The sequence below is a fragment of the Paenibacillus sp. JT22N12 genome, from assembly GCF_056269365.1.
This window is the reverse complement of the sequence record NZ_JBWDNU010000019.1, coordinates 18,512-40,154: the sequence shown is the minus strand read 5'-3', so window position 1 is coordinate 40,154 and position 21,643 is coordinate 18,512. Positions and strand designations below refer to the sequence as shown.

Genomic DNA, 21,643 nt, shown 5'->3' with positions numbered 1-21,643 from the left:
AGAGCAAGAATTGGTACAAGACCGCTCATGGTTTGGACGCTTCTTTGACATCATGAACCATACGTTTCTTATCGGACTATCTCTGCTGTGCATTTTTCCGCTTCTGCATGTACTGGCTATTTCATTCAGCAGCAGCCTGTCGGTGGGGGAAGTTTTCCTATGGCCCGTTGGTTTCACGACAGACGCTTATAAATATGTCCTGGATAAACCGGATTTTCTGAAATCCGTGCTTGTAACGATAAAACGGGTATTGCTGGGTGTCCCCTTCAATATGCTCATGGTGATTCTGCTCGCCTATCCGCTGTCCAAGGACAGCAGGGCTTTTCCTATGCGAACCTTGTATGCCTGGGTTCTGGTCTTTACGATTTTATTCAATGGAGGGCTTATCCCGAATTATCTTGCCGTTCGATATACCGGACTGCTCGATTCGGTCTGGGCATTGGTGCTGCCAAGCGCAGTACCTGTTTTTAACGTCCTTCTGCTGCTCAACTTTTTCCGTAATTTGCCGAAGGAGCTGGAGGAGGCCGCCTTGATAGACGGAGCGGGACACTTTGCTACGCTCATCCGGGTTTATTTGCCCCTATCGCTGCCCGCGCTTGCCACAATCACGTTATTCAGCACGGTGAATCACTGGAACGCCTGGTTCGACGGAATGATTTATATGAACTCGCCTTTACACTTTCCGCTCCAGACCTACCTGCGTACCATCGTGATCGAGTTGGACTTTACATCGCTTGGCTCGGAAGATGTTCTGAACCTGATGAACAGCGTGTCGGAGCGCACGACAAGAGCTGCCCAGATATTCCTGGGCGCACTCCCGATCCTGCTCGTATATCCGTTTCTGCAGCGCTTTTTCATCAAAGGCATTGTACTGGGAAGCGTGAAGGAATAACAACGGCTGCTCCGATGCTTGCATTCTTGGAAATCGGAGCAGACCGCCAGGATGGCAAGCTCCGTTCCCAAACGCATCATCAACCATTGGAGGTCTCGCATGTCCTGCTGTCCCAAGCAGGACATTTTTCCTGTTTTGTCGAAAAGGTCCTACTACACAAGGAGGTCGAGACTTAAAATGCGTTGGCGGGTCAAGCTTTCGAGTATTTATCCCAAGCTGCTGCTGTCTTTTCTTGTCGTGATAACACCGATTTATGTCCTGAGCCTGAAGATGAATGAATATGGGGAGCGGAATGTCAGGCAGGAAATCGAAAATTCGATCCAATCGAGGGTCTCCTTCTACATTCATTTGCTGGATAGCGAATTCACCCGTATTATCAGCATGCAGGAGGAATATGTGAACGACAGGAATCTGCGGACGCTCAGCATCGCTGATCCGATTATTAGCGACAAGGAACGCCGCGAGGCCATTATATCCATCAACAATCAGCTTAACCGGATGATCAACACAAGCCCGTATATTCTGAACGCAGCCGCCTTTTTGCCAAATACACATAGATGGATCACGGATTCAACCCAATACAGCGATCTTCCGGAGGATGAATATACCGCGCTGAAATCGATTAACAACCGCTATGAGAATCCGTTTATCCATTGGCAGAACCGTCTATTCATCAGCTTCCCTTATTCGAATCTGGCACTGATCAACGGGCAGGAGCCCCAATTTCTGATCGGTGTTGAAATCAATCAGGAGCGGTTGAAGGAGGTACTCAATCGTTTCGAAATAGGCGGCAAAGGAGGGTCCATGCTTATCGATCCCGGGGGAGAGTGGGCCGTAACCAGCGACAATGCGCCTATTCCATGGTTCGATATCAAGCCGATTATGGCCGGCTTTCCCAAGGATAGCCCCTCTTACGTGAAAGAGACTACCATCGGCGGGGAAAAATACTGGTTCATCGTGGAGCGTTCCGCATCCCACGGAGTTACGCTGCTGTCCTATATGCCCGAGTCTGCCATATTGGGCTCGCTCAGCGAGTATCGCAACTGGTATTGGGCGCTATCGGCCATTTCCATCATCGTAATCGTATTATTCGCTTATTGGATTTTCCGGCAAATTCATCAACCCATGAGGCGATTATTGCGGGCATTTCAACGGGTGGAGAACGGCAATTGGGGGACGATACTGACACATCGCAGATCAGACGAATTTGGCTATCTGTACAGTCAATTCAACTCCATGGTGGCGAATATGACGGAAATGATTCAAGAGGTGTACGAGCAAAAGTATCGGGCCAACCTGTCTGAGCTGAGGCAGCTTCAGTCCCAAATCAATCCGCATTTTCTCTATAACTGCTTCTTCAACCTCTACAGGATGGCCAAGAATGAGGAGAACGAGAATATCGCCTTGTTTTCTCATCATTTGGGTCATTATTTTCACTACATAACAAGGACGCAGCAGGATGATGTGCCGCTGGAGGAAGAGATTAAGTTTGCCCAAAATTATATCGCCATTCAGACTTTCCGCTTTGAGGATCGCATTGCTGTGCATCTGGAGGCCGTTCCGGATTCGTACCGCGCATTTCGGGTTCCCAAGCTCATTATCCAGCCCTTGCTGGAAAATGCTTATCAATACGGATTTCGCAATACGATCGCAGATGGAAGATTAGAGGTTTGCTTCAAATATGAGAAGGGATATTTGATCATTCTTGTAGATAACAATGGGGAGCATATACCTGAGCCTCAATTCCAGGAGCTGCTGCTGAAGCTGAAGACGAACAGCCTGAATGTAGAAACCACCGGCCTCGTCAATGTACACCGCAGGCTGAAATTAAAGTATGGCCCTGACAGCGGGCTGCAAATCGTGAATGAACCAGGTCGGTTTCAAGTCCGATTGTCGATTCCGGTGGAAGAAGTGAAGAATGGAAGCAACCAGGGACATAACCTGGAATCTATTTAACCGTAATAAAATGAAAAGGAGAGGGCGGCCTTATGCTCCAATATGCCATGACCGCGCCTCTAGGAAAGTCCGTTATTAACCAGCAAAAATATTTATCGTCATTTCTTCCTTAAAGCCCACTTTGGGATAGCGAACCTTTAGTTGGTGCGGTGCAGCGGCTTGAATTTGTTCCTGCTTGTTATCCTCGAAGCAGCAGACATAATACGCGGTTAATCCTCCCTTGTTTCTCTAACAATGGTTTCCGCAGCTTTGTCCCAGTGCAGCCGCATGATCTCTCTCATATAGAGATCCTCCAGCTTCTCCTGGTGGAAACTGATCGTTGTCTTCTGCGCAGACGGGGATAACCAATAAATCTGCAGCGACGAGGGCTTGTCCCAATCCTTTCGCTGCCAGCTCATCCGCAGCTTCTCATACGGTTTGACCACGCCGAGCCTGCCGGAGGTTCCGTCCCGGGACTCGAATACGCTTCCGGCCTCCAGCGTCAGGGAGGGGATTTCACCGATCCACAGCTTCAGACCCTCAGGGGAGAGCATATAGGACCAGACCCGTTCTCGGGGAGCCGCAACGGTTTTTCGGACGCCGATATTGAATCCCACTGCGGCCGTCTGCCCGACAGGCTTGCGTCCAAGGCTCTGACCATACATAGCAGCGATGATAGGCGCCCATTTGGCGCTGACCTCGCGTACTTCCTGCAAATAGGCAATCAGCTGATCATGGGAATATGCCGCGCCGCAATCCTCCTTGAGAAGCTGCGTCCACTTTTCCCAGCTTATGCCGGTTTCGGTTATAATATCTTGCCTGAATATGATGCCTGCCATAGAGGTAACCTCCCGTTTTAATAAACTGCTGTTAGTTATTATATAACACAAAGGCTGACAGCCACGGTCAGCCTTTAATTTTTGATGGGAAAAAAATCAGGTTAGGGTTTGTTTAAGGGGAAGGAGAGCGGTAAATATCATATAAAGCAAAGGCTATCTCGGCCAAGCATTCCCGCAGCTCAGGCGGCTCCTGGACCTGTATCCGGCCTCCGTATGACAGCAGCAGGTAAGGAGCTTGCGTATATAAATTCCATTCATCCAGCTCAAAATCAACTTGATGGGCGGATCGTTCGATCAGAGTGTGCGAGACCAGCCAATGCCTGCTCAAATCGTCCAGGGCTTCGGCATTCCCGGTAACATGCACCGATACCCGGTTCGATTCAAGTTCTGAATCCGGAAGCAGGCTCCCGAGCAGAAAATCACGGGCAGAGAACCCTTCCGGACGTTGAAAGATAAAGTCCGTACCGGATACGGCTTTTATACGGTCAACGCGGAAGCTGCGGATTTCTTCGCGAAGATAGCAGAAGCCGATCAAATACCATTTGCTTTTCCAGTGCACAAGACCGTAAGGATCGATCCGGCGTACTTGCGGTAAGCCTTCAAGCCCGGTCTGGTACGTAATGGACACGGAATGACGGGCGTCCAGGGAGGACTCCAGCTGCTGCAGCATGCGCGACTCATCATCCGGAACAGGCGGTTCAATGATCTCGACATCCGCTTCATGCCGTTCCAGACGCTCTAACTGCTGCGGATTGGTGTACCGCTTTATTTTGCCGACAACGCGCTCCAATACATCGCCTTGGGGGTAGCCCGCTTCCTGAGCGAACAGAGCTGCATGAACGAGGGCCTTCTGCTCCTGTTCATCGAAGAACAGCGGCGCATCTGTAAAATGGTCCGGGATGTAGTAGCCGCCGGCCCGGCCCTTGTCGGAAAGAATGGGAACGCCGCTGGCGCATAATGCGTCGATATACCGGTAAACGCTGCGGACATGGATTTCCAGCTCATCGGCGAGCGCGAAGCCGCTCATTTTCCTGCGGGTCTTCAGCAGCCATAGAATAGACAGCATATGATCAGCTTTGGACATGAGAGGGCACATCCTTTACGGATTAGAATAGGAAGGGGTGTAAATCCTATCCTTTATGGTACCTGTATTTATGTTCAGCAGCAACAAATGCTCCGAGGAGCACGAATCCCCGCACAATACAAAGAAAGTGCCGTCCGAATTTGTTCGGCGGCACTCTCTTTAAGAGTTTTTCTTTCCGTTGGGAAATAAACTTTATGTCTCTTCAGCTTCATCCGGCTGCTGTGGTGGCAGCGGCCGTTTCAGACGCCCCGCCCTGCGCAGGGCATCGCGCAGCAGAAACTCGATATGCGCGTTCACGCTGCGGAACTCGTCTGCAGCCCATTTCTCCAGCGCCTGGTGCAGCTCGACGTCGAGACGAAGCGGGAACGCCTTGCGTTCTTTGGCCATATGAATGATTCAGCCTTCAGGTGTAAAGTGTGCCCGTATTGATGACCGGGGTCGTTCCGCGTTCGGAAACGATGGCCACCATCAGATTGTTGATCATTGCCGCACGGCGTTCGTCATCGAGTACGATGCCGCGTTGCTCCAGTTGCTGCAGGGCTGAATCCACCATACCAACGGCGCCGTCAACGATCATTTGCCTGGCCGATACGATAGCTGCCGCCTGCTGGCGCTGCAGCATCGCATTGGCAATCTCGGGAGCATAGGCCAGATGGGAGAGCCGGGTCTCCATAACCTGAACGCCGGCTACCATAAGTCGGCTTTGGAGCTCCGCCATCAACCTGGAGGATACCTCATCCGCATTGCCGCGAAGGGAGAAGGTTCCATCCTCGTCATAGGAGTCGTAAGGATACTGTGCGGCGATATGCCGTACTGCCGTCTCGCTCTGGATTTCGACGAATTTCTCGTAATTGTCGACGTCGAATGAAGCTTTTGCCGTATCGGTCACCTTGAAAACCACAACAGCCGCAATTTCTACCGGGTTCCCGGAGTGGTCATTGACCTTCAGCTTCTGGGAGTTGAAATTGCGGACTTTCAGAGACACACGCGCCTTGTTGGTGAAGGGGAAAACCAGCCATAATCCGCTGTCTGTGACCGTTCCCTTGTATTTGCCGAAGAAAGTGATGACCTTGGCCTGATTGGGCTGGACGACGCTGAGCGACGTCATGAGCACAAAACCAAGCAGCAGCATCACCACCCCAAGAATGATCAGTCCTGAACCCGGCTCATCCTGCGTTCCGACTGCGATAAACAGAACCACTGCGCCAACGACCAGAACGAGCGATAACAGCAAGGCAAGAAAGCCATTTACGTGCCAGGCTTTGCGTTCCTGCATATTGAACCCTCCCTAATATCAATGTGATATGAATATGATATCACTTTTTTCAATAATTTCAAACCGTTTTATGTTGTGAACGGGAAACTGCCGCGCATCTTTTTTTAACGGGGACTTCCTTTTATTGAGGATTGTCCTTTCTGTGGGGTATAATACAAAGGATATCAGAACATTCAAACATTCAATTATTTATGCTGCCTATAATAGAAATGGAGTGGATGCGAATGTCCGGATTAACCATCAACAGCAGCAAATCGCAGCCTCAACCCGAGCTGAAGCTGGTAACCAGACAGAAGGTCATCGACAACGGTTTGCAGGTCATGCAGGAAATCGGAACGAATCAGATTTGCAAAGTTTGTATCGAGCACGGAGGCTCCTGCTGCAGCGGCTGCAGACATCTGTCCGACCGGGTAGGCTGCCAGCTTCGAAATACGAGCTGTACGGCCTGGTTGTGCGGATTCCTCAAATATATGCTGTTCAAAACAGATCTGCTTCAAACGTGGAATGATTACTGGGAACAAGTTCCCGGACAGGATTTTCGCGAGGACTTTACACCGGAGGTTTTCTTTATACAGCAGCAGCTGGCACTGCCAAATTTGCAGGAGCTGAGCGAAGCGCTGGCCGCTGATCTGAACGAGCTGGCGGAGCAGCAGGCATCTCCCGACTTCATTCTCACTCTCAGAGATAAACTGGACAAGAATGTGGATCAGTTCCTCTATTACAAAAACGTATCCACGAAGAAGCACTTGAAAAGGAACATCGATGTGCTGTCCGGTTCCTTTTTCCGTTTCCATCAAGCGCTGGACAGCTATCTACTGGCAGTGGAAGGCGCAGATAACAGGCTATAACCTCTTGCTGCACCGCCCAAGGATGGAGAAAGCCGTTTCTTCTTAATGGCCGCTTCAATAGGCAGAGTCAAACCGGAAGGCAGACACTTTGAAGAAAAGTGCCCGCCTTCCTTTTTTTTTGCCAAATGCAAGCATCGTCAAAGCCGGAAAAGCCGGGAGCGCCGCGCCAATGCCGCTGTTTGCCCATCTGCAATAATTATCCGTTTCTCACTCCGATTTAATAAGCTTGTCAAACTAGTCCGCATAATTGTCCAAGTCCCCTCATAGACATGTACAAGTCAAGCGTAAACGGCCTTGTCCCGTACGAGCCAGTGTGAATCAGCGCTCGCTCTGGTCACGTACAGCTCCGGATACGTTTAAAAAAACTTGTGATGAGGGGTTGATCTCATGCGTCGTCGAATCAGTTTCATCGCAGCCATCTTGCTGTGCGCCACGGCGGTGCTCGCCGGCTGCGGGACTAAGGACGCGAATTCAGTTGTCAAGGATTTGGACCAGACGGTTAACAAAATGGAAAGCTATCACGGAACAGGCACGATGACTCTGCATACCGGACAGCAGCCTCTGGAGTACCAGGTTGACGTCTCTTACCAGAAGCCGCAGTATTACAGAATTGAACTGACCAATGCCAAGAAGGACATTACTCAAATTGTGCTCCGCAACGATGAAGGCGTGTTTGTCCTGACGCCCCGTCTGAACAAGGTGTTCCGGTTCCAGAGCGATTGGCCGGCCAACCAAGGTCAGGTCTACCTGTACCAGACACTGGTATCCAGTATTTTGCTGGATAATTCCCGTCAATTTGCCGTCGATAAGGACAACTACGTCTTCGATGTCATGGCGAATTATCAGAACGGTTCACTGGCACGCCAGAAAATATGGCTCAATAAATCGGATTATGCGCCAAGCAAGGTGGAAGTGAGCGATACCAATGCCGCCGTCATGGTTGAGGTAGAATTCAACAAATTCGAGTTCGGCTCCAAGCTCGATAAGAGCGTCTTCGATACCCAGCGCAATATGGAGAGCAGCACGAGCAATCAACCGACGACAGCGCAGCCGGATAATGAATCAAATGCTTCGGCAAATGACGAGCCCGTACTCACACCTGAAGCAAACTCACCGCAAAATACGGGCGACAATCAGACGGAAGAAACGCCAACGACGGACGATAACGCCAATGCCAATCCGGATGATGCAGAAGACACCGCGACGAATGCGGATAATACCGGTACCAATAGTGAAACTTCAACACAGGATGAGAACGCGGATGACGCTCTGGCGCCGGCTGCGGAATCCGGCGGGACTGAAGGTCAAATCTTTACCGCGATGGAGCCTTCCTACCTGCCTGAAGGCGTATCGGAGAAGGATCAGCAGGAGATTGTGTTTGGCGGCAATCCGGGCTTTATGATCCGCTATACAGGCGATTACGACTATACGCTGATTGAAACTCAGCCTCGTGACCAGGCTGTCTCCATGATGAAAGGGGATATGGTCGATCTGGGTTTCACACTCGGTCAAATGAGCGGCGACGAGCAGAAAACGCTGACCTGGACCTATAATGGAATTGAATACCGGATCACCAGCGCTACGCTGCCGGATTACGAGATGGTCAAGGTCGCGCAGTCGGTGCAGGGAGAAATCAGTAAATAAAGGAATGGTTCCCCGTTTCATTGACAGCCTCAAGGCTCAACGTATAACATAAGGTTATGGGTTATAAAAGCAAACGCCCGTGCGTAGGGGATACTCCCCATACGAACGGGCGTTTGAGCGTTTAGATGAGGAGAAGGTGGACGTAAGTTGAACGTGTATTACCGCCCCACCAGGGCTGAAATATCTTTGGACGCGCTTGCGCATAATCTGCAGTCCTTTCGCAGTGCGATACCGGAGGGCATGCGGCTGATGGCCTCGGTCAAAGCCAACGCATACGGACACGGCGCCGTAGAAATTGCCAGAGAGGCGGAAGACTGCGGTGTCGATTATCTGGGCGTCGCTTTTCTGGATGAAGCGATAGAGCTTCGCCAGGCTGGCATTCAAATCCCTGTTCTCGTTCTCGGCTATGTACCGCCGGAAGGGCTCGCTGCGGCCAGGGACCTTAATATTGCCATCACGTTGTTCCGTGAAGATGTTCTGGATGCGGCAGCTGGCCTGCCCGATAACGGCAAACGGCTCACCGTTCATGTGAAGGTGGATACCGGCATGGGCCGTCTGGGCCTGCTTCCGGGAGCGGAGGGGCTGGCTTTCATAGCACGTGCGTTAGAGGAGCCGCGGCTGTTTGTGGAGGGCCTGTTCACCCATTATGCCCGAGCGGATGAAGCGGATAAGGCTTATACGCAGCTGCAGTTTGAACGGTTCGCCGCTTTTGTTCGGGATATGAGGCAGGCCGGACACGAGATACCCCTTATACATGCGGCCAACAGCGCCGCGGGGATGGATACGCCCGAGCTTGGCTGCGGAATGCTGAGACTTGGCATCGGCATGTATGGATTGTATCCCTCTGCTGAAGTGAACCGGAGCCGGATTGCTCTTAAGCCTGTATTGTCTCTCAAGACGCAGGTCGTGATGGTAAAGGAAGTTCCGTCAGGCTGGGGAATCAGCTACGGTTCACGTTATGTAACAAGCGCAGAAGGCGAGCGGATCGGGACGCTCCCCATCGGTTATGCCGATGGCTACAGCAGGATGATGACCGGCAAGGCTTCGGCGCTTGTGCGCGGACACCGTGTGCCGATTCTGGGTACAATCTGCATGGACCAATGCATGATTGCGCTGGAAGCGGCTGAAGCAGAAGCATCCGGCAGCGGCCCGGTGATGGCTGGCGAGGAGGTTGTTCTGATCGGCTCCCAGGGCGGTGAGACGATTACGGCCGACGAAGTGGCCGATATTCTCGGAACGATCAACTATGAAGTGACCTGCATGATCGCTTCGCGGGTGCCGCGTATTTATATGCGCGGGGGCAAGCCCGCGGCGGTAGAGAATCCGCTGCTCAAACCGGTTTAAATATTTCCTTTCAAAAAAGGAGTAAGTTTAAGCAGGATATTGGCGATTTACCTCGAATAAGAGTAGGACGAGGGTAAATGGCATACTCCGCATCTGCTAATAGATGCAGCATACTTGATATATCACGCGCATAGATATGATGGTGTATAATACGATCACAACAATGAAATACTGATAGTGCGCTTTTGCTGGAAATGTTTTGGGGGTGCGAGTTTGGTGGCCAATTTGCAAAACACCAAGAGGATAATGATCAGTTTGCCCGATCATTTGTTAGAAGAAGTCGACGGGATCGTTGCCAAAGAAAACTCAAACCGCAGCGAATTTATTCGTCAGGCGATGAAGCTGTATTTAGTTGAACGTAAAAAGCGTCAGATCCGCGAGTCGATGCAGCGCGGTTATTTGGAAATGGCGAAAATCAACCTGGTTATGGCATCGGAAGCTTTTCAAGCGGAGGAAGATGCCGGCGATACGCTTGGCCGACTCGTAAGCGGGGTGTAGAGGTTGATTGTTAAACGCGGCGATGTGTTTTTTGCAGATTTGTCACCTGTAGTCGGATCGGAGCAGGGTGGAGTCCGTCCGGTTCTTGTCATTCAGAATGATATCGGCAACCGTTTCAGCCCAACGGTCATTGTGGCTGCCATTACGGCACAAATTCAAAAGGCGAAGCTGCCTACGCATGTTGAAATTGATGCGGCATCACATGGCTTTGACCGGGATTCGGTCATTTTGCTGGAACAGATCCGGACGATCGACAAGCAAAGATTGACGGATAAGATTACGCATCTGGACGATGAAACGATGCGTAAAGTCGATGAATCCTTGCAGATCAGCGTCGGCCTGATCGATTTTTAAGCTAGTATCGTCTTATATCGGCAGGTTACGAAACAGGGCGATGGCGCCCTGTTTTTTAATTATATTGGAAAATGGACAAACCTGAAGGAGGAATATTTAAGATGAAAATTATAAGAGTCAGCACACCGGAAGAACGGGATAATGCCTATGAAGTCCGCAGAGCGGTTTTCGTGGAAGAGCAGGGTGTTCCGGTCGAGGTGGAAATCGATGAGTTCGAGGATGCGGCGGAGCATTTTGTCATTATCGACGGGGACCGGCCTGTCGGCGCAGCCAGGCTCAGACTGCTCGGCGATACAGCCAAGCTGGAGCGCATCTGCGTATTGATGTCCCACCGCAAATATGGACTGGGCAGAGACATGGTTATCGCAATGGAAGAGGTCTCGAAGGAGCTGGGAGCGGTTCGCGCCAAGCTGCACGGCCAGACGCATGCGGAGCCTTTTTATACGAAATTGGGTTATCAGCCGGCTTCCGAGATCTTCATGGAAGAGGGAATTCCTCATCTGTTAATGGTCAAAACATACTAAACATTAGAATCATAGGGGTGTCGGCAGGCGGCTTGTCAGGGGAAGCAGAAACCCGGGCAAGCCGCCTGTCGGTCTGCAGACGGAGATGCTTTTCGGTCCTGCGACGCTTTGTGCCGGCTCTGGGGTCGGATAAAATAAGAGAGCAGTGGAGAAGAATTTTCGGCTTCACAACGTAACAATGTTATGTTACGCTGTTGGAAGAGGTGAAGAAATGGAACGTGAATTGATTTCGAAGAAGGAGCTGCTTGAGCTTACAGGGATTTCTTACGGGCAGCTTTACAGATGGAAAAGAAAGCAGCTTATTCCGGAAGAATGGTTTATCCGCAAAGCCGTGTTTACGGGACAGGAAACCTTTTTCCCCAGGGATCTGATATTGCCGCGAATCGAGAAAATCCTCCATCTGAAGGACGATGTGTCATTGGATGAGCTGGTGGGGAAGCTTTCCCCGGAACTGAATGACATTCGTATCAGTAAAGGCGACTGCTGGAAACGAAACATTGTTTCGGAGTTGGTCATACGACGCTTTGCAGGGGATTTTCCCGATAACACACTGCTTTCTTTTCAAAGCCTATTATTTCTGTTTATTGCCGATAAGCTGCTGCAGACCGGTGAGATGAGTCTGGAAGAAGGGGCACTGCTGATCCCTACGCTGGAGGAGCATTTCAAGGCTTTTGAGGACAAAGGCTGCGATGTGGTTTTCATCCGGAAGATGGGTGTTGCGATATTTTTACTGCTTGGGCGTTCCGAGAAAATCGGCTTTGACCGCGGGGTTAAGCAGGTGCTGCGGCTTTCGGTAACAGACTGTATAGAAGAGCTGAGAATGAAGCTTACTTAAGTTAAGGAGGGAACAGGGAATGGATGAGAGCAAGCGCAGAGATTTGAATCTTTCCGGTTTTGGCAGCGCGGCGGGAGGCGATTACGGTTCTGTAAAGATTGACGGTATAGGCAAAGTGGAAGGAGACCTCGTCAGCGAAAGCTTTCAGCTTAACGGGGTCGCAACCATAAGAGGTGCTATCCGGTCCCGGCAGCTACGTGTGAAGGGAAAAATGTCCGTGGAGGGCGACGTCTATTCACCTGACTTCCAGATGGAAGGGGATATAAAAGTTCTTGGGCGGATGGCCTGTGATGAGATTCAGCTGGAAGGCTTGCTGCAGCTTCATGGCGATTGCGAGGCAGAGCAGTTTGTTTCCCGCGGGGGGTTCACTATGGACGGCATGCTCAATGCCGAGAGGATTGACATACTGTTGTACGGCCGCTGTCAGGTGAAGGAGATAGGCGGAGAGAGCATTCTGGTCAAGAGGTCCGAGCGGAGCTTGTGGTCTAAGCTGTTTCAATGGTTGATTCCCGTATTCGATCCGCGTTTGGCAACAGGTGCGATTGAAGGGGATAACATTCATCTGGAAGGAACAATAGCTCAGGTTGTCCGCGGCAATCGGATATCTATCGGTCCAGGCTGCATCATCGAGCGGGTGGAGTATCGTACTGAGCTTGCTGTTCATCCGGACGCGAAGGTCAATCAGCGCATTCAGGGATAAAGGGGGAAGCAAAATGAATCAGGATAGGCAGCGTAAATTAACGATTACGGGCACAGGTTCTACATCGGGCGGTGTTTTCCAGAGTGTCCGGATTACCGGAGAAGCTGAAATACACGGGGATACGGAGAGCGATTCGCTGTCCTGTACCGGAAATTGCTCCGTCAGCGGCTCCGTTATATCCCGCACCGCCCGAATCGTGGGGGAGTTTGAGATTGATGGCGATCTCAAGGCCGGCAAGCTGACCGCACTCGGACAATTGAAAATATCGGGCAGCGCCAAGGGCGGCGTTTTTAAAATCAAGGGCCAGCTGGATACAGGCGGTGAATGCGAAGCGGAGCGTTTCGAGAATAATGGAGCCTTCCAAATTCACGGGCTGCTGTCTGCCGACCGGGTGGATATCGGCATGTACGGCCCTTGCTATGCAAGGGAAATCGGGGGTGCGGCAATCAGGGTGAAGCGCGGCAGATGGCAGGGAATCAAGGAGCTTTTCACCCGGGCCGGAGCAGCGCAGCTGAAGGCTGGAACGATTGAAGGCGACAGCATATATGTCGAGCATACCAAGGCGGATGTGATCCGGGGCAATACCGTTATCATTGGCCCTGCGTGCGACATCGGGCTGGTGGAATACCGGAGCTCGCTGGAGCTTAACAAAGGCAGCGTCGTCCATGCTCAGAAACAGAGCAAGTAACAAAGACGCGAAATAAGGAGATGAAAGAAAGATGACACAGCAGCAAAGCAGAATGGGCCTGGTTGTCGTCGGGCTGCTGCTCGGCATCCTTGTGGCGGCCATTGATAATACGATCGTCGCCACGGCGATGGGCACGATTGTCGCTGACCTTGGGGGCGTCGACAAATTCGTCTGGGTGACCTCCGCCTACTTGGTCACGGAAATGGCCGCCATGCCGATTTTCGGCAAGCTGTCGGATATGTATGGGCGCAAACGTTTTTTTGTGCTGGGCATTTTCCTGTTTTTATTGGGCTCGGTTCTGTGCGGCACAGCCCACAATATTGTAGAGCTGAGCATATACCGCGCCATTCAGGGGATTGGCGGCGGCGCCCTGGTGCCGATTGCTTTCACTATTATGTTCGATATTTTTCCTGCCGAAAAAAGAGGCAGCATGGGTGGACTTTTTGGAGCCGTATTCGGCACTTCGAGTCTGTTTGGCCCGCTGCTCGGGGCTTACATTACCGACCATATTAATTGGCGCTGGATATTCTACATTAACCTGCCGGTGGGAATTGTTGCACTTGCGTTAATCCTGCTATTCTACCGGGAGTCTATGGAGCATTCCAGGCAGCGGATTGACTGGTGGGGCGCCGCAACGCTGGTGGGCTCGATCGTCGCTTTGATGTTTGCGCTTGAACTTGGCGGTCAGGAATTCGCCTGGAGCTCCCCGACGATCCTTGCTTTATTCGGGGCTGCCGCCGCTTTGCTTGCCGTATTTCTGTTCGTCGAAACCAAAGCGTCTGAGCCGATTATTTCCTACTCCATGTTCCGCAAGCGGCTGTTTGCAGCCAGTACCTTGACCAGTTTATTTTACGGGGCGGTATTTATCACCTTTGCCATGTATATTCCAATTTATGTGCAGGGTGTAACGGGAGGAACGGCAACGAATTCAGGATTAATTCTGCTTCCGATGACGCTCGGATCCGTTGTGTCTGCCCAGATAGGGGGCTTCGGAGCAAGCAAGACCACCTACCGAAATATCATGATTATCTCCGCTGTCTTGTTTGTCCTCGGCACCTTTCTGATGAGCACCATTACGCCGGAAACGTCCAAATTCCTGCTATCGGTGTATATGGTTGTGGCCGGCTTGGGCGTCGGCTTCTCCTTCTCGGTTCTGGGTATGGCCGGCATTCATGACTTTGACATGCGTCAAAGGGGCTCTGCGAATTCGACGCTTGCTTTCATACGTTCACTCGGCATGACGGTAGGCTTAACCGTTTTCGGTATTCTCCAGCGCAATCTGCTGACAGGCGATATGAAGAATGCCTTTGCCGGCACGCAAGGAAGCACAGAATCCCTTGGCAATATCCGCGAGCTGCTGTCACCGGAGAAGCGGGCTGCGATTCCTCAGGATATTATGGATAAAATCGTCGATTCGCTGTCAAGCTCCATCTCGAGGATGTTCATGTGGGGGCTTATTCCGGCAGGCTTGGCCCTGATGACGGTCTTGTTTATGGGCAACTCGCGACTGGTGATCCCAAACCAGGGTAAAGGCAGGGATAAGGAACGCAAGCCGGTGGAATTTGGTAGTCACTGAGTCCGTGTGAGAATGTGTAAAATCGACAAAAGTGGGCAATTACCGACAATTTTCCAATTTTGTATAGACAGCTTTAAGCTTGTTTGCTATTATGATGTCATCATATAACAGCAGATCAATAGCAACGACTATGCGAAGAACGCATGCTTGGGCATTATGCCCATGCTGCGTTCTTTTTTATTTTCGCTGTCAGGCTGCGGGAAGGAAAAGGCGATGAACAGAAGACGGAATGTGATCATTAGTATTGCTGCGGCTGTGTTATCCGGGTTGCTTGTGTATGGCGTGTATTTGCTGCAGCTGCGGCAGGTGGAGTTTCAGGAGACGGTGAGTGTCGTGGTCCCGAACAGATTCGTACCGGCGGGGGAGCGGATCACTCCGGATATGCTTGAAGTGAAGCAGGTTGCCAAAGCTTCTTACATCTCCGAAATGGTGCTCGATGCGGAATCGGTGGCGGGTATGGAGGCTGTTGTCCCGCTTGGATTAGGTGAGCCTTTGCTCAACTGGAAGGTAGACAAGTTCAGGCTTCTGCCCAGCCGCATCCAATCGACTTTTCAAATCCCGCGCGATTATGTGCTATCGGTCTCCAATGGAATACGGGCGGGCGACAAAGTCATCTTGTATGTAACAGGCGAGGAAGTCGCCTCCGGACGGCTGTTCGACCAGCCGGTGACGGTCGCATCGGTCAAAACCTCGGCCAATATCGAAATTGACGACACGGACAACCCCAATCTATTGTCGCTGGCAAGCGGAGATAAAGAGAAAATGTATGCCTCCAGACGGGACGCCAACGGCATGATCGATTACATAAACCTGAATCTCCAGGAGGAGCAGTGGCTTGAGCTCGATTCGCTGTGCAAGTCCGGAAAAGCCCGGATCGTCATCGCCTATTCCTCTCAATCGCTTGATATTGCGGATGCGGCAGCTGTACAAACGGAGGCGGGATCATGAGAATGCCATCACCGCTTATCACCTTTGTGGGAACAACCCCCAATATCGGAACGTCGATAGCGGCGCTTGCAGCCGCCTGCCGGATAGCCGAGGATACCAAGACCTCAGTAGGCTTCTTGTGTCTGAATCTGAAAAGCGCCAAGTCCCATCGCTACCTGGGTGTGGACAATCCGGTAGAAACTCTGGATTCTCTGAGGCCGGAGCTTAGGTCTTCATCCCTTCTTCCGGAGAAGCTCCTGCTAGCAACGCATCCTGTCATGGAGGGGCTGCACGTCCTGTTCGGCAATGTTCTTCGGGATCAGGCGGAGTTCTTTACCTCGGAGGAAGTGGATCATTTGCTCGATGTGGCTCAGCAAACCTTCGATATAGTCATTGCAGATGTGGGGGCTTACTGGGACAATGCGGCCACCTTGTGCGCGCTGCGTCGTGCCAATACGAGGCTCGTGGCAACAACAGGGGCGCTTTCCCATTTTCAGGAGGACGGACATCGATGGCTGAAGCAGCTTTCCCCGCTTTATGGTATTTCAGCTGATCAATATGAAGCGGTCATCATTCATGCACCAGGAAGAATCGGAGGGTTTCACGTGAAGGAGATTTGTAATGAGCTTGGCGTGCCTTTATTCGGCGAGTTGAAATTGTCTGGACCTATGCTCTCACAGCTCGATAGCGGAACGCTTGATCAGTGGTTAATCTCGGATGAGCAGGGCAAGCAGGCGATGGCGCAGCCGGCGAAGCATATTATCCAGCGTTACGGGCTCACCCGGCGGCCGGGTCTGAATTCACAGCCATGGTACAGGAAGCTCCTGACTCATCGGGACGGGGTGAGCACGTGATGAGTGAAGGGCGCTTCTCTCCGGCAGCTTTTTCTTCTCAAATAAGAGCGCTTGAACAGGATCAATCCGGTGTGAACGAGGAGAAGCAGGGCGGTGAGCAGGATTTTGTCCGGCTCGCCGAGGATATCCGCAGCTATCTGGCGATGCCTCGAGGTGTTACGGAGGATGAGCGCCGGCAGTACAATGAAAAACTGAACCGGGCTGTCATTGGCTACACGGAAGAGCGTGAGCAGATATTGGCGGTCATCGCCGAACGTCTGCTGCGCCAGCGCATTCATGAGCTGCCGGGGTATCAACATCCGTACTCTTCGCTTGCCGAGGCTTTATTCGCGGAGGTCATCGGGCTTAGCGTTCTTGAGCTTGTCCTGCTCAATCGTGAAGGACTCGAGGAAATCCAGGTCGTCGGCACCCGGATATTCGAGGTCAGGGATGGCAGCAGCCGTCCATCGGCCTATTCCTTCGAGTCGGAACGGGAGGTAGAGCGGATCCAGCAGAATCTTGTGCTCTATAACAATGACCGCTTCAGTCCGCGCAAACGATGGGCGGAGGTTATGCTCCGGGACGGCACCCGCGTCACGATGACCGGTTACGGTTATACCTCGCAGCCCACATTAACCTTGCGCTTCTACACCGTGCGGAAATTTCATTTGGATGCTTTATGCGAGCCGCAGTATGGAACGATGAGCCGCGAGATCCGCGATATGGTGCTAGCTGTACTAAAGGCGAGATTCAATGTGGTGGTCATCGGACCGACCAACTCCGGCAAAACCCATTTCATCAAGGCCATGATCGGGGAACTGCCGGATGAGGAACGGATTATCACGATTGAAGGCCGTCATGAAATGATGCTCAGACGTGATTTTCCAAGCAAAAATACGGTGGAATACGAGGCTGACGAAGAGGATCACCTGCACCTTGCAACACAGGCCTTCAAGCTGGCGCTCCGGCAATCCCCGCAGCGGATTATTCATGCGGAGATCCGTGATGAGGATGCGAATATCTATGTAAGAGCCTGCACCCGCGGGCATTCCGGGAGTATGACGACCGTGCATGCCAACGCACTGGAGGATGTGCCTGAAGCGATCGCGGATATGTGCATGCTGGATGGGCGGGGAATGAATCCCGAGCGTCTCACCAAACGGATTGCCGAATATGTCACGCAAATCGGGATCGAGATGCGCTTTGTTGCGGGCAAGCGGCGGGTAGTCCGGCTTGCTGAGCTTGGGTGGGCAGATGGCGAGGTACGGGTGCGGGAATGGGCTGTCTTTAATGAGACTGCGGGTGCTTGGGAATATCCGCATAATCCTTCTCCCAAGGCTGCTGCAAGGATAGCCGCTGCCGAAGGCGCTTTGAGAGCAGGGTATGGGAAGTCCCTTAAGGATGGTGCTGCTGCGCCATGATGAAGATTGCTTTAATTGCTTTTGTGATCACTTTGTTTGTTATGATGTTTATTTGCTTCAGACAGCTGCTGCAGGTGTGGTTTGTCCGTCATCAGCAGCAAAGCCGGTTGCAATACCGCCAGCAGCAGCAGTTCAGACAGCGGTTGGCCCGTTTTCTCGCCCGTTATGAACGGTTGTACCGGCATATGTGCGAGCTGCTCGAATCACTTCGGCTGCGTGTCGATCCCGGAACCATCTTTATCCTGACGCTGCTCCTGCTGCTTGGGGGTTCAACTGCCGGTATTATGCTCTTTCAGAGTATTAAAGGTACGATTCTGCTGGGAACTGTGATGGGGGCCCTGCCATACACACTGCTGCGGATGCTGCTTATTCATCAACAGATGAAGACGCGCATTGATTTCCTTCCGGCTGTGGAGCTCTTCTATCAATGCTGCCTGATCAGCGGCGGCAAGCAAATCCGCACAGCGCTGCAGCGAACGGTGGATGAGAAGCGGCTTCTTGGTCCCATGCAGGCGGTCTTTGAGCAGCTGTACCGGAATGTTTCGGTACGCGGTGACGATGAGGCCAGCCTGCGGATTTTCGCAGCCTCGCTGGGGCATGTGTGGGCTGATTATTTCGTTAATATTGTACGCGCCGGTCTGGCTGAAGGCCATCCGATTGCCGATAATCTGAAGGATTTAATAACGGATATGCGCAAAGCGCGCAGAGCCAATCAGCAGGAGCGGAACAAGCTGCTGGAAATTCGGTTGGCGAACTTTTCGCCGGTGCTGTTTTTGGCCTTGTTTCTGGGCATCAATTTTCATTATACGCCTGAAACCGCTTATCTCTATTATATTGTCGACCCGAAAGGGCGGGATTTGCTGCTGAACTCCATCGTTCTCATCTTTATTTCCTTTGTAATGGGATTATGGCTTTCCCGCAAAAAGATGTAAGCGGAAGCCGGGGGTTGCCTAACGCAAAACGCTAAAAATAAACGCCTGTGAATCTGCTTTTTCTTATGCAGTGCCATTAAAGAATGATTACCAAGCTGAGTTTGCTCAAGCAGAGCGCTAAGTGAAAGCTTGCGTAACTAAGTTTTGTCTTGGCATAACACCAGGGACCGGTGTTACGGAGCTGCATTTCAGCTTAAGCCAAAATGTGTTTTTAGGAGATGAAAAAATGGATCGCTTGGTTATTTGGGGAGCACTGACCGGGCAGTATGTGCTGGGATTTATTTTTGTAAACACGCTGTTCAGAGCGCTGCTTGTGCGAAGACCGAGGTTCGCCTACATCGCAGCTTTTCGGTGGCAGCACAAACGAATTTCTGAGCGGTGGCTGGAGGCCGTCCGCCTCAGCCGCACATCACCATCCTTCAAGGAACGGGAGCGTGTTCTTGCGGGATGCGGCTATACAGGTGATCCTGCTCTGTACATGCTGGCAAGACGGATCTTTCTGATTGCGCTGCCGGTGTGGGCTGCTGCCGCTTACGGTATTTCCTGCTTGCCCCTGGAGGTTTTGCCGCGTTATTTGGCTCCGCTGATGCTGTTTGCAGCTGTGATTCTTGTGCTTTGGGATCTGCCCTGGCTGGAGGCTTTTCGTAAAGCGCGTTCGGAGCGGATGACCGGAGAAATCTATGTCATCAGCAATCAGCTGCTGTATTTGGCGGGATCCTCGCTGCATATTCATACCAAGCTGATGCGCTGCCTGCCGTTTACCCGGACTATGCGCTCTGACCTTCAGGTGATGCTGGGCGAGTGGTATCACGATGCCGAAGGTGCGCTCAGGCGGTTCAAGCTGCGGCTTGGCACGGAAGAGGGGTTAAGCTTTGTCGAAACGATCGACTCCCTTCGGCTGCATGAGAGCGAGCATTATTACGACCTGCTCCGGGACCGGATCAACGATTACAAGGAGAAGCTGGAGCTTGCCAAGGAGAGCCGCAAGGAATCGACTTCTTATTTTCTGTTTGTTCTCGCAGGTATTCCAATTCTATATACGTTTCAAATCTTCATTTATCCATGGGTCAGAGAGGGGCAGAACCTCTTCAGTACGTTAAACCAATGACAATAATACCGGCCGACTATTTGGAGGAGGTGAGAGGATGCGTAATATTCTAATGACGGTTATGATGCTGGTTGTCGTTATTCTGCTGTTCAATGCCATCATCGCAAAAGACACGACAGGAACTCAGGCTCAAATCAATACGCAAGGCAATGCCGCAAATGTGAAAATTGGAGCGATCAATCCTCAATAAATTTGCTGCTATAAGCGGTCAGTTCGCTCTTCATGCTGTTATGTTAAGGAGGTGGCTGGCATACGGGCAATATTGATGTCAGTGCTGCTGATTATCGTGGTCGTTGTTTTATATACAAGCATTACGGGAGGCGAGCAGGGAACTAATGCTCAGCTTGACCGGACAGGCCGTCATATGAGTGATTCGATCCGGAGGCTGAGTCCGTGAAAAGCTTGCTTGTATTTATTTTGTTTGCCGTCATGCTGTGCTGGTTCATGTTTTCGCCGACTTATAAACATGTTCTGATTGTCCGGCAGGCCGTTCTGCAGCAGGAGGTTGATTATATGCTCGAGGTCGCGGCCAATGGCGACCATGGCTATATTGACAGCACGATGATGCAGCAATCACGCCTGCGTCTGGCAAGCTATGGCTTGCAGTCCTCGGATATTGCCTTTGAAGTAAGCTCAACGAACGGTTACGACGCCACCAATGCGGGAAACCCTTTGCCTCGAGGGGTTGGACTGTCTCTGGCAATCAGCTATCCGGTGGAAGGGCTGTTCGAGATTGATCGCCTTATCGGACTTGCTCCACCTTCAGCATCGACGAGGTTAAGAGCTGTCGGAATGAAAATGAGTGAATACGTGCCTTAACGAAGCAGGTTCTTTGCCGCTTCATTCGTATACCCGAGAAGGAGCGGTGAAGCTTACGTGTACAAAATGGTGCTAATTATGCTTATGATGACGGTGTGGATCGTCATGCAGGCCTTGCAGACGGATGAGGAAGTAGCGATGGCCGCCTTGTTTCAAGGGAAGCACGCGGTCAACCGGGCAGCCCATGCTGCCGCGCAGCAGGTGGACCGCGAAGCTCTGGCTGATGGCAGGCTACATATCGATGAATCGGAAGCTTACAGGAATGCCGGTCTTTATTTGCAGACCAATCTTCAATTGAATGCAAATGGAGAGCCGCTGCCGGAGAGCTTTCTGCGGGATCGGGTTGAAGTGCTCATTTTTGATATTATTAATGATGATCATTCGTTTCCGTACACATACCGCAATGCGCTCTACAATTATGAGGTAACCTTGAAGCGTCCGGGCATTGTTATCATTGCAAAAATGGTATACCCGCGCATATTCAACATTATTGAACCGATTGAATGGACCATTAAAGGAACGGCTGAGCTCGTTGCACGCTGATGGGCAGGGCGTTCCACTTTTAA

At 51.6% G+C, this 21,643-nt stretch carries 25 protein-coding genes; 21 read left to right on the top strand and 4 right to left on the bottom strand.

What is annotated here, in order from left to right; genetic code table 11:
- The first annotated feature begins 10 nt into the window (after window positions 1-10).
- Together AC0YOA_RS35160 and AC0YOA_RS35155 are read left to right on the top strand one after the other, a co-directional pair.
- Window positions 11-892: a carbohydrate ABC transporter permease gene (locus AC0YOA_RS35160; RefSeq protein WP_475790535.1), complete on the top strand. Its 882-nt coding sequence runs from the start codon at window positions 11-13 to the stop codon at window positions 890-892.
- A gap of 177 nt (window positions 893-1,069) precedes the next feature.
- Entirely contained in the window at window positions 1,070-2,848 is a 1,779-nt protein-coding gene (locus tag AC0YOA_RS35155) for a sensor histidine kinase (RefSeq protein WP_475790534.1), read from the top strand.
- 209 nt (window positions 2,849-3,057) lie between these two features.
- On the opposite strand, the gene AC0YOA_RS35150 is transcribed toward AC0YOA_RS35155, so the two are convergent.
- The 4 genes from AC0YOA_RS35150 to AC0YOA_RS35135 form a co-directional block, all read right to left on the bottom strand.
- Complete coding sequence (locus AC0YOA_RS35150) at window positions 3,058-3,666, bottom strand: SRPBCC family protein (protein ID WP_475790533.1); 609 nt, start codon at window positions 3,664-3,666, stop codon at window positions 3,058-3,060.
- A gap of 112 nt (window positions 3,667-3,778) precedes the next feature.
- On the bottom strand, window positions 3,779-4,750 hold the full coding sequence (locus AC0YOA_RS35145; RefSeq protein ID WP_475790532.1) for a helix-turn-helix transcriptional regulator: 972 nt from the start codon (window positions 4,748-4,750) through the stop codon (window positions 3,779-3,781).
- 192 nt (window positions 4,751-4,942) lie between these two features.
- Entirely contained in the window at window positions 4,943-5,137 is a 195-nt protein-coding gene (locus AC0YOA_RS35140) for a type II toxin-antitoxin system antitoxin (RefSeq protein ID WP_475790531.1), read from the bottom strand.
- Window positions 5,138-5,153: 16 nt separating this feature from the next.
- Window positions 5,154-6,026, bottom strand: coding sequence for an SPFH domain-containing protein (locus AC0YOA_RS35135; protein ID WP_210046103.1), 873 nt, complete (start codon window positions 6,024-6,026; stop codon window positions 5,154-5,156).
- Window positions 6,027-6,250: 224 nt separating this feature from the next.
- On the opposite strand from AC0YOA_RS35135, the gene AC0YOA_RS35130 reads away from it, so the two are divergent.
- From AC0YOA_RS35130 to AC0YOA_RS35040, 19 genes are all read left to right on the top strand, one after another.
- The gene (locus AC0YOA_RS35130) at window positions 6,251-6,874 is read left to right on the top strand and encodes a hypothetical protein (RefSeq protein WP_475790530.1); all 624 of its coding nucleotides are present in this window, start codon (window positions 6,251-6,253) and stop codon (window positions 6,872-6,874) included.
- Window positions 6,875-7,261: 387 nt separating this feature from the next.
- On the top strand, window positions 7,262-8,518 hold the full coding sequence (locus AC0YOA_RS35125; RefSeq protein WP_475790529.1) for a DUF4367 domain-containing protein: 1,257 nt from the start codon (window positions 7,262-7,264) through the stop codon (window positions 8,516-8,518).
- 147 nt (window positions 8,519-8,665) lie between these two features.
- Complete coding sequence (gene alr, locus AC0YOA_RS35120; RefSeq protein WP_475790528.1) at window positions 8,666-9,862, top strand: alanine racemase; 1,197 nt, start codon at window positions 8,666-8,668, stop codon at window positions 9,860-9,862.
- A 216-nt stretch (window positions 9,863-10,078) separates the two neighbouring features.
- Window positions 10,079-10,360: a CopG family ribbon-helix-helix protein gene (locus AC0YOA_RS35115; RefSeq protein WP_189000792.1), complete on the top strand. Its 282-nt coding sequence runs from the start codon at window positions 10,079-10,081 to the stop codon at window positions 10,358-10,360.
- 3 nt (window positions 10,361-10,363) lie between these two features.
- A complete protein-coding gene (locus tag AC0YOA_RS35110; RefSeq protein ID WP_189000789.1) occupies window positions 10,364-10,714 on the top strand; it encodes a type II toxin-antitoxin system PemK/MazF family toxin in 351 nt (116 codons plus the stop codon).
- A 101-nt stretch (window positions 10,715-10,815) separates the two neighbouring features.
- Complete coding sequence (locus AC0YOA_RS35105; RefSeq protein ID WP_475790527.1) at window positions 10,816-11,238, top strand: GNAT family N-acetyltransferase; 423 nt, start codon at window positions 10,816-10,818, stop codon at window positions 11,236-11,238.
- Window positions 11,239-11,449: 211 nt separating this feature from the next.
- Complete coding sequence (locus AC0YOA_RS35100) at window positions 11,450-12,073, top strand: YhbD family protein (protein WP_475790526.1); 624 nt, start codon at window positions 11,450-11,452, stop codon at window positions 12,071-12,073.
- A gap of 19 nt (window positions 12,074-12,092) precedes the next feature.
- A complete protein-coding gene (locus tag AC0YOA_RS35095; RefSeq protein WP_475790525.1) occupies window positions 12,093-12,773 on the top strand; it encodes a polymer-forming cytoskeletal protein in 681 nt (226 codons plus the stop codon).
- Between the two features lie 13 nt (window positions 12,774-12,786).
- Window positions 12,787-13,461 (top strand): hypothetical protein, encoded by a 675-nt coding sequence (locus tag AC0YOA_RS35090; protein ID WP_475790524.1) that lies wholly within the window; start codon window positions 12,787-12,789, stop codon window positions 13,459-13,461.
- A 31-nt stretch (window positions 13,462-13,492) separates the two neighbouring features.
- A complete protein-coding gene (locus AC0YOA_RS35085) occupies window positions 13,493-15,037 on the top strand; it encodes an MDR family MFS transporter (RefSeq protein WP_475790523.1) in 1,545 nt (514 codons plus the stop codon).
- 213 nt (window positions 15,038-15,250) lie between these two features.
- Window positions 15,251-15,985, top strand: a complete 735-nt coding sequence (locus tag AC0YOA_RS35080; protein WP_475790522.1) for an SAF domain-containing protein — start codon at window positions 15,251-15,253, stop codon at window positions 15,983-15,985.
- Window positions 15,982-16,818 carry a CpaE/TadZ family protein gene (locus AC0YOA_RS35075; RefSeq protein WP_475790521.1) on the top strand — a complete coding sequence of 279 codons (837 nt, stop codon included), beginning with the start codon at window positions 15,982-15,984 and terminating at the stop codon, window positions 16,816-16,818. The genes AC0YOA_RS35080 and AC0YOA_RS35075 overlap by 4 nt, the downstream gene beginning before the upstream one ends.
- Window positions 16,818-18,218 carry an ATPase, T2SS/T4P/T4SS family gene (locus tag AC0YOA_RS35070; RefSeq protein ID WP_475790520.1) on the top strand — a complete coding sequence of 467 codons (1,401 nt, stop codon included), beginning with the start codon at window positions 16,818-16,820 and terminating at the stop codon, window positions 18,216-18,218. The genes AC0YOA_RS35075 and AC0YOA_RS35070 overlap by 1 nt, the downstream gene beginning before the upstream one ends.
- The gene (locus tag AC0YOA_RS35065) at window positions 18,215-19,150 is read left to right on the top strand and encodes a hypothetical protein (RefSeq protein WP_475790519.1); all 936 of its coding nucleotides are present in this window, start codon (window positions 18,215-18,217) and stop codon (window positions 19,148-19,150) included. The genes AC0YOA_RS35070 and AC0YOA_RS35065 overlap by 4 nt, the downstream gene beginning before the upstream one ends.
- 226 nt (window positions 19,151-19,376) lie before the next feature.
- Entirely contained in the window at window positions 19,377-20,258 is an 882-nt protein-coding gene (locus tag AC0YOA_RS35060; RefSeq protein ID WP_475790518.1) for a hypothetical protein, read from the top strand.
- A 37-nt stretch (window positions 20,259-20,295) separates the two neighbouring features.
- Window positions 20,296-20,448 carry a hypothetical protein gene (locus AC0YOA_RS35055; protein WP_210046116.1) on the top strand — a complete coding sequence of 51 codons (153 nt, stop codon included), beginning with the start codon at window positions 20,296-20,298 and terminating at the stop codon, window positions 20,446-20,448.
- 75 nt (window positions 20,449-20,523) lie between these two features.
- Window positions 20,524-20,655, top strand: a complete 132-nt coding sequence (locus AC0YOA_RS35050) for a hypothetical protein (RefSeq protein WP_379114270.1) — start codon at window positions 20,524-20,526, stop codon at window positions 20,653-20,655.
- Entirely contained in the window at window positions 20,652-21,077 is a 426-nt protein-coding gene (locus AC0YOA_RS35045; RefSeq protein ID WP_475790517.1) for a hypothetical protein, read from the top strand. The genes AC0YOA_RS35050 and AC0YOA_RS35045 overlap by 4 nt, the downstream gene beginning before the upstream one ends.
- Window positions 21,078-21,143: 66 nt before the next feature.
- A complete protein-coding gene (locus tag AC0YOA_RS35040; protein WP_475790575.1) occupies window positions 21,144-21,620 on the top strand; it encodes a hypothetical protein in 477 nt (158 codons plus the stop codon).
- Window positions 21,621-21,643: the final 23 nt, after the last annotated feature.

Coding starts and splice junctions, on each gene's coding strand:
- AC0YOA_RS35065 (WP_475790519.1), top strand. CDS start 18,215: ATGATGAAGATTGCTTTAATTGCTTTTGTGATCACTTTGTTTGTTATG.
- AC0YOA_RS35055 (WP_210046116.1), top strand. CDS start 20,296: ATGCGTAATATTCTAATGACGGTTATGATGCTGGTTGTCGTTATTCTG.
- AC0YOA_RS35090 (WP_475790524.1), top strand. CDS start 12,787: ATGAATCAGGATAGGCAGCGTAAATTAACGATTACGGGCACAGGTTCT.
- AC0YOA_RS35085 (WP_475790523.1), top strand. CDS start 13,493: ATGACACAGCAGCAAAGCAGAATGGGCCTGGTTGTCGTCGGGCTGCTG.
- AC0YOA_RS35080 (WP_475790522.1), top strand. CDS start 15,251: ATGAACAGAAGACGGAATGTGATCATTAGTATTGCTGCGGCTGTGTTA.
- AC0YOA_RS35075 (WP_475790521.1), top strand. CDS start 15,982: ATGAGAATGCCATCACCGCTTATCACCTTTGTGGGAACAACCCCCAAT.
- AC0YOA_RS35050 (WP_379114270.1), top strand. CDS start 20,524: ATGTCAGTGCTGCTGATTATCGTGGTCGTTGTTTTATATACAAGCATT.
- AC0YOA_RS35095 (WP_475790525.1), top strand. CDS start 12,093: ATGGATGAGAGCAAGCGCAGAGATTTGAATCTTTCCGGTTTTGGCAGC.
- AC0YOA_RS35100 (WP_475790526.1), top strand. CDS start 11,450: ATGGAACGTGAATTGATTTCGAAGAAGGAGCTGCTTGAGCTTACAGGG.
- AC0YOA_RS35130 (WP_475790530.1), top strand. CDS start 6,251: ATGTCCGGATTAACCATCAACAGCAGCAAATCGCAGCCTCAACCCGAG.
- AC0YOA_RS35070 (WP_475790520.1), top strand. CDS start 16,818: ATGAGTGAAGGGCGCTTCTCTCCGGCAGCTTTTTCTTCTCAAATAAGA.
- AC0YOA_RS35135 (WP_210046103.1), bottom strand. CDS start 6,026: ATGCAGGAACGCAAAGCCTGGCACGTAAATGGCTTTCTTGCCTTGCTG.
- AC0YOA_RS35140 (WP_475790531.1), bottom strand. CDS start 5,137: ATGGCCAAAGAACGCAAGGCGTTCCCGCTTCGTCTCGACGTCGAGCTG.
- AC0YOA_RS35060 (WP_475790518.1), top strand. CDS start 19,377: ATGGATCGCTTGGTTATTTGGGGAGCACTGACCGGGCAGTATGTGCTG.
- AC0YOA_RS35125 (WP_475790529.1), top strand. CDS start 7,262: ATGCGTCGTCGAATCAGTTTCATCGCAGCCATCTTGCTGTGCGCCACG.
- AC0YOA_RS35150 (WP_475790533.1), bottom strand. CDS start 3,666: ATGGCAGGCATCATATTCAGGCAAGATATTATAACCGAAACCGGCATA.
- AC0YOA_RS35105 (WP_475790527.1), top strand. CDS start 10,816: ATGAAAATTATAAGAGTCAGCACACCGGAAGAACGGGATAATGCCTAT.
- AC0YOA_RS35155 (WP_475790534.1), top strand. CDS start 1,070: ATGCGTTGGCGGGTCAAGCTTTCGAGTATTTATCCCAAGCTGCTGCTG.
- AC0YOA_RS35040 (WP_475790575.1), top strand. CDS start 21,144: ATGGTGCTAATTATGCTTATGATGACGGTGTGGATCGTCATGCAGGCC.
- AC0YOA_RS35145 (WP_475790532.1), bottom strand. CDS start 4,750: ATGTCCAAAGCTGATCATATGCTGTCTATTCTATGGCTGCTGAAGACC.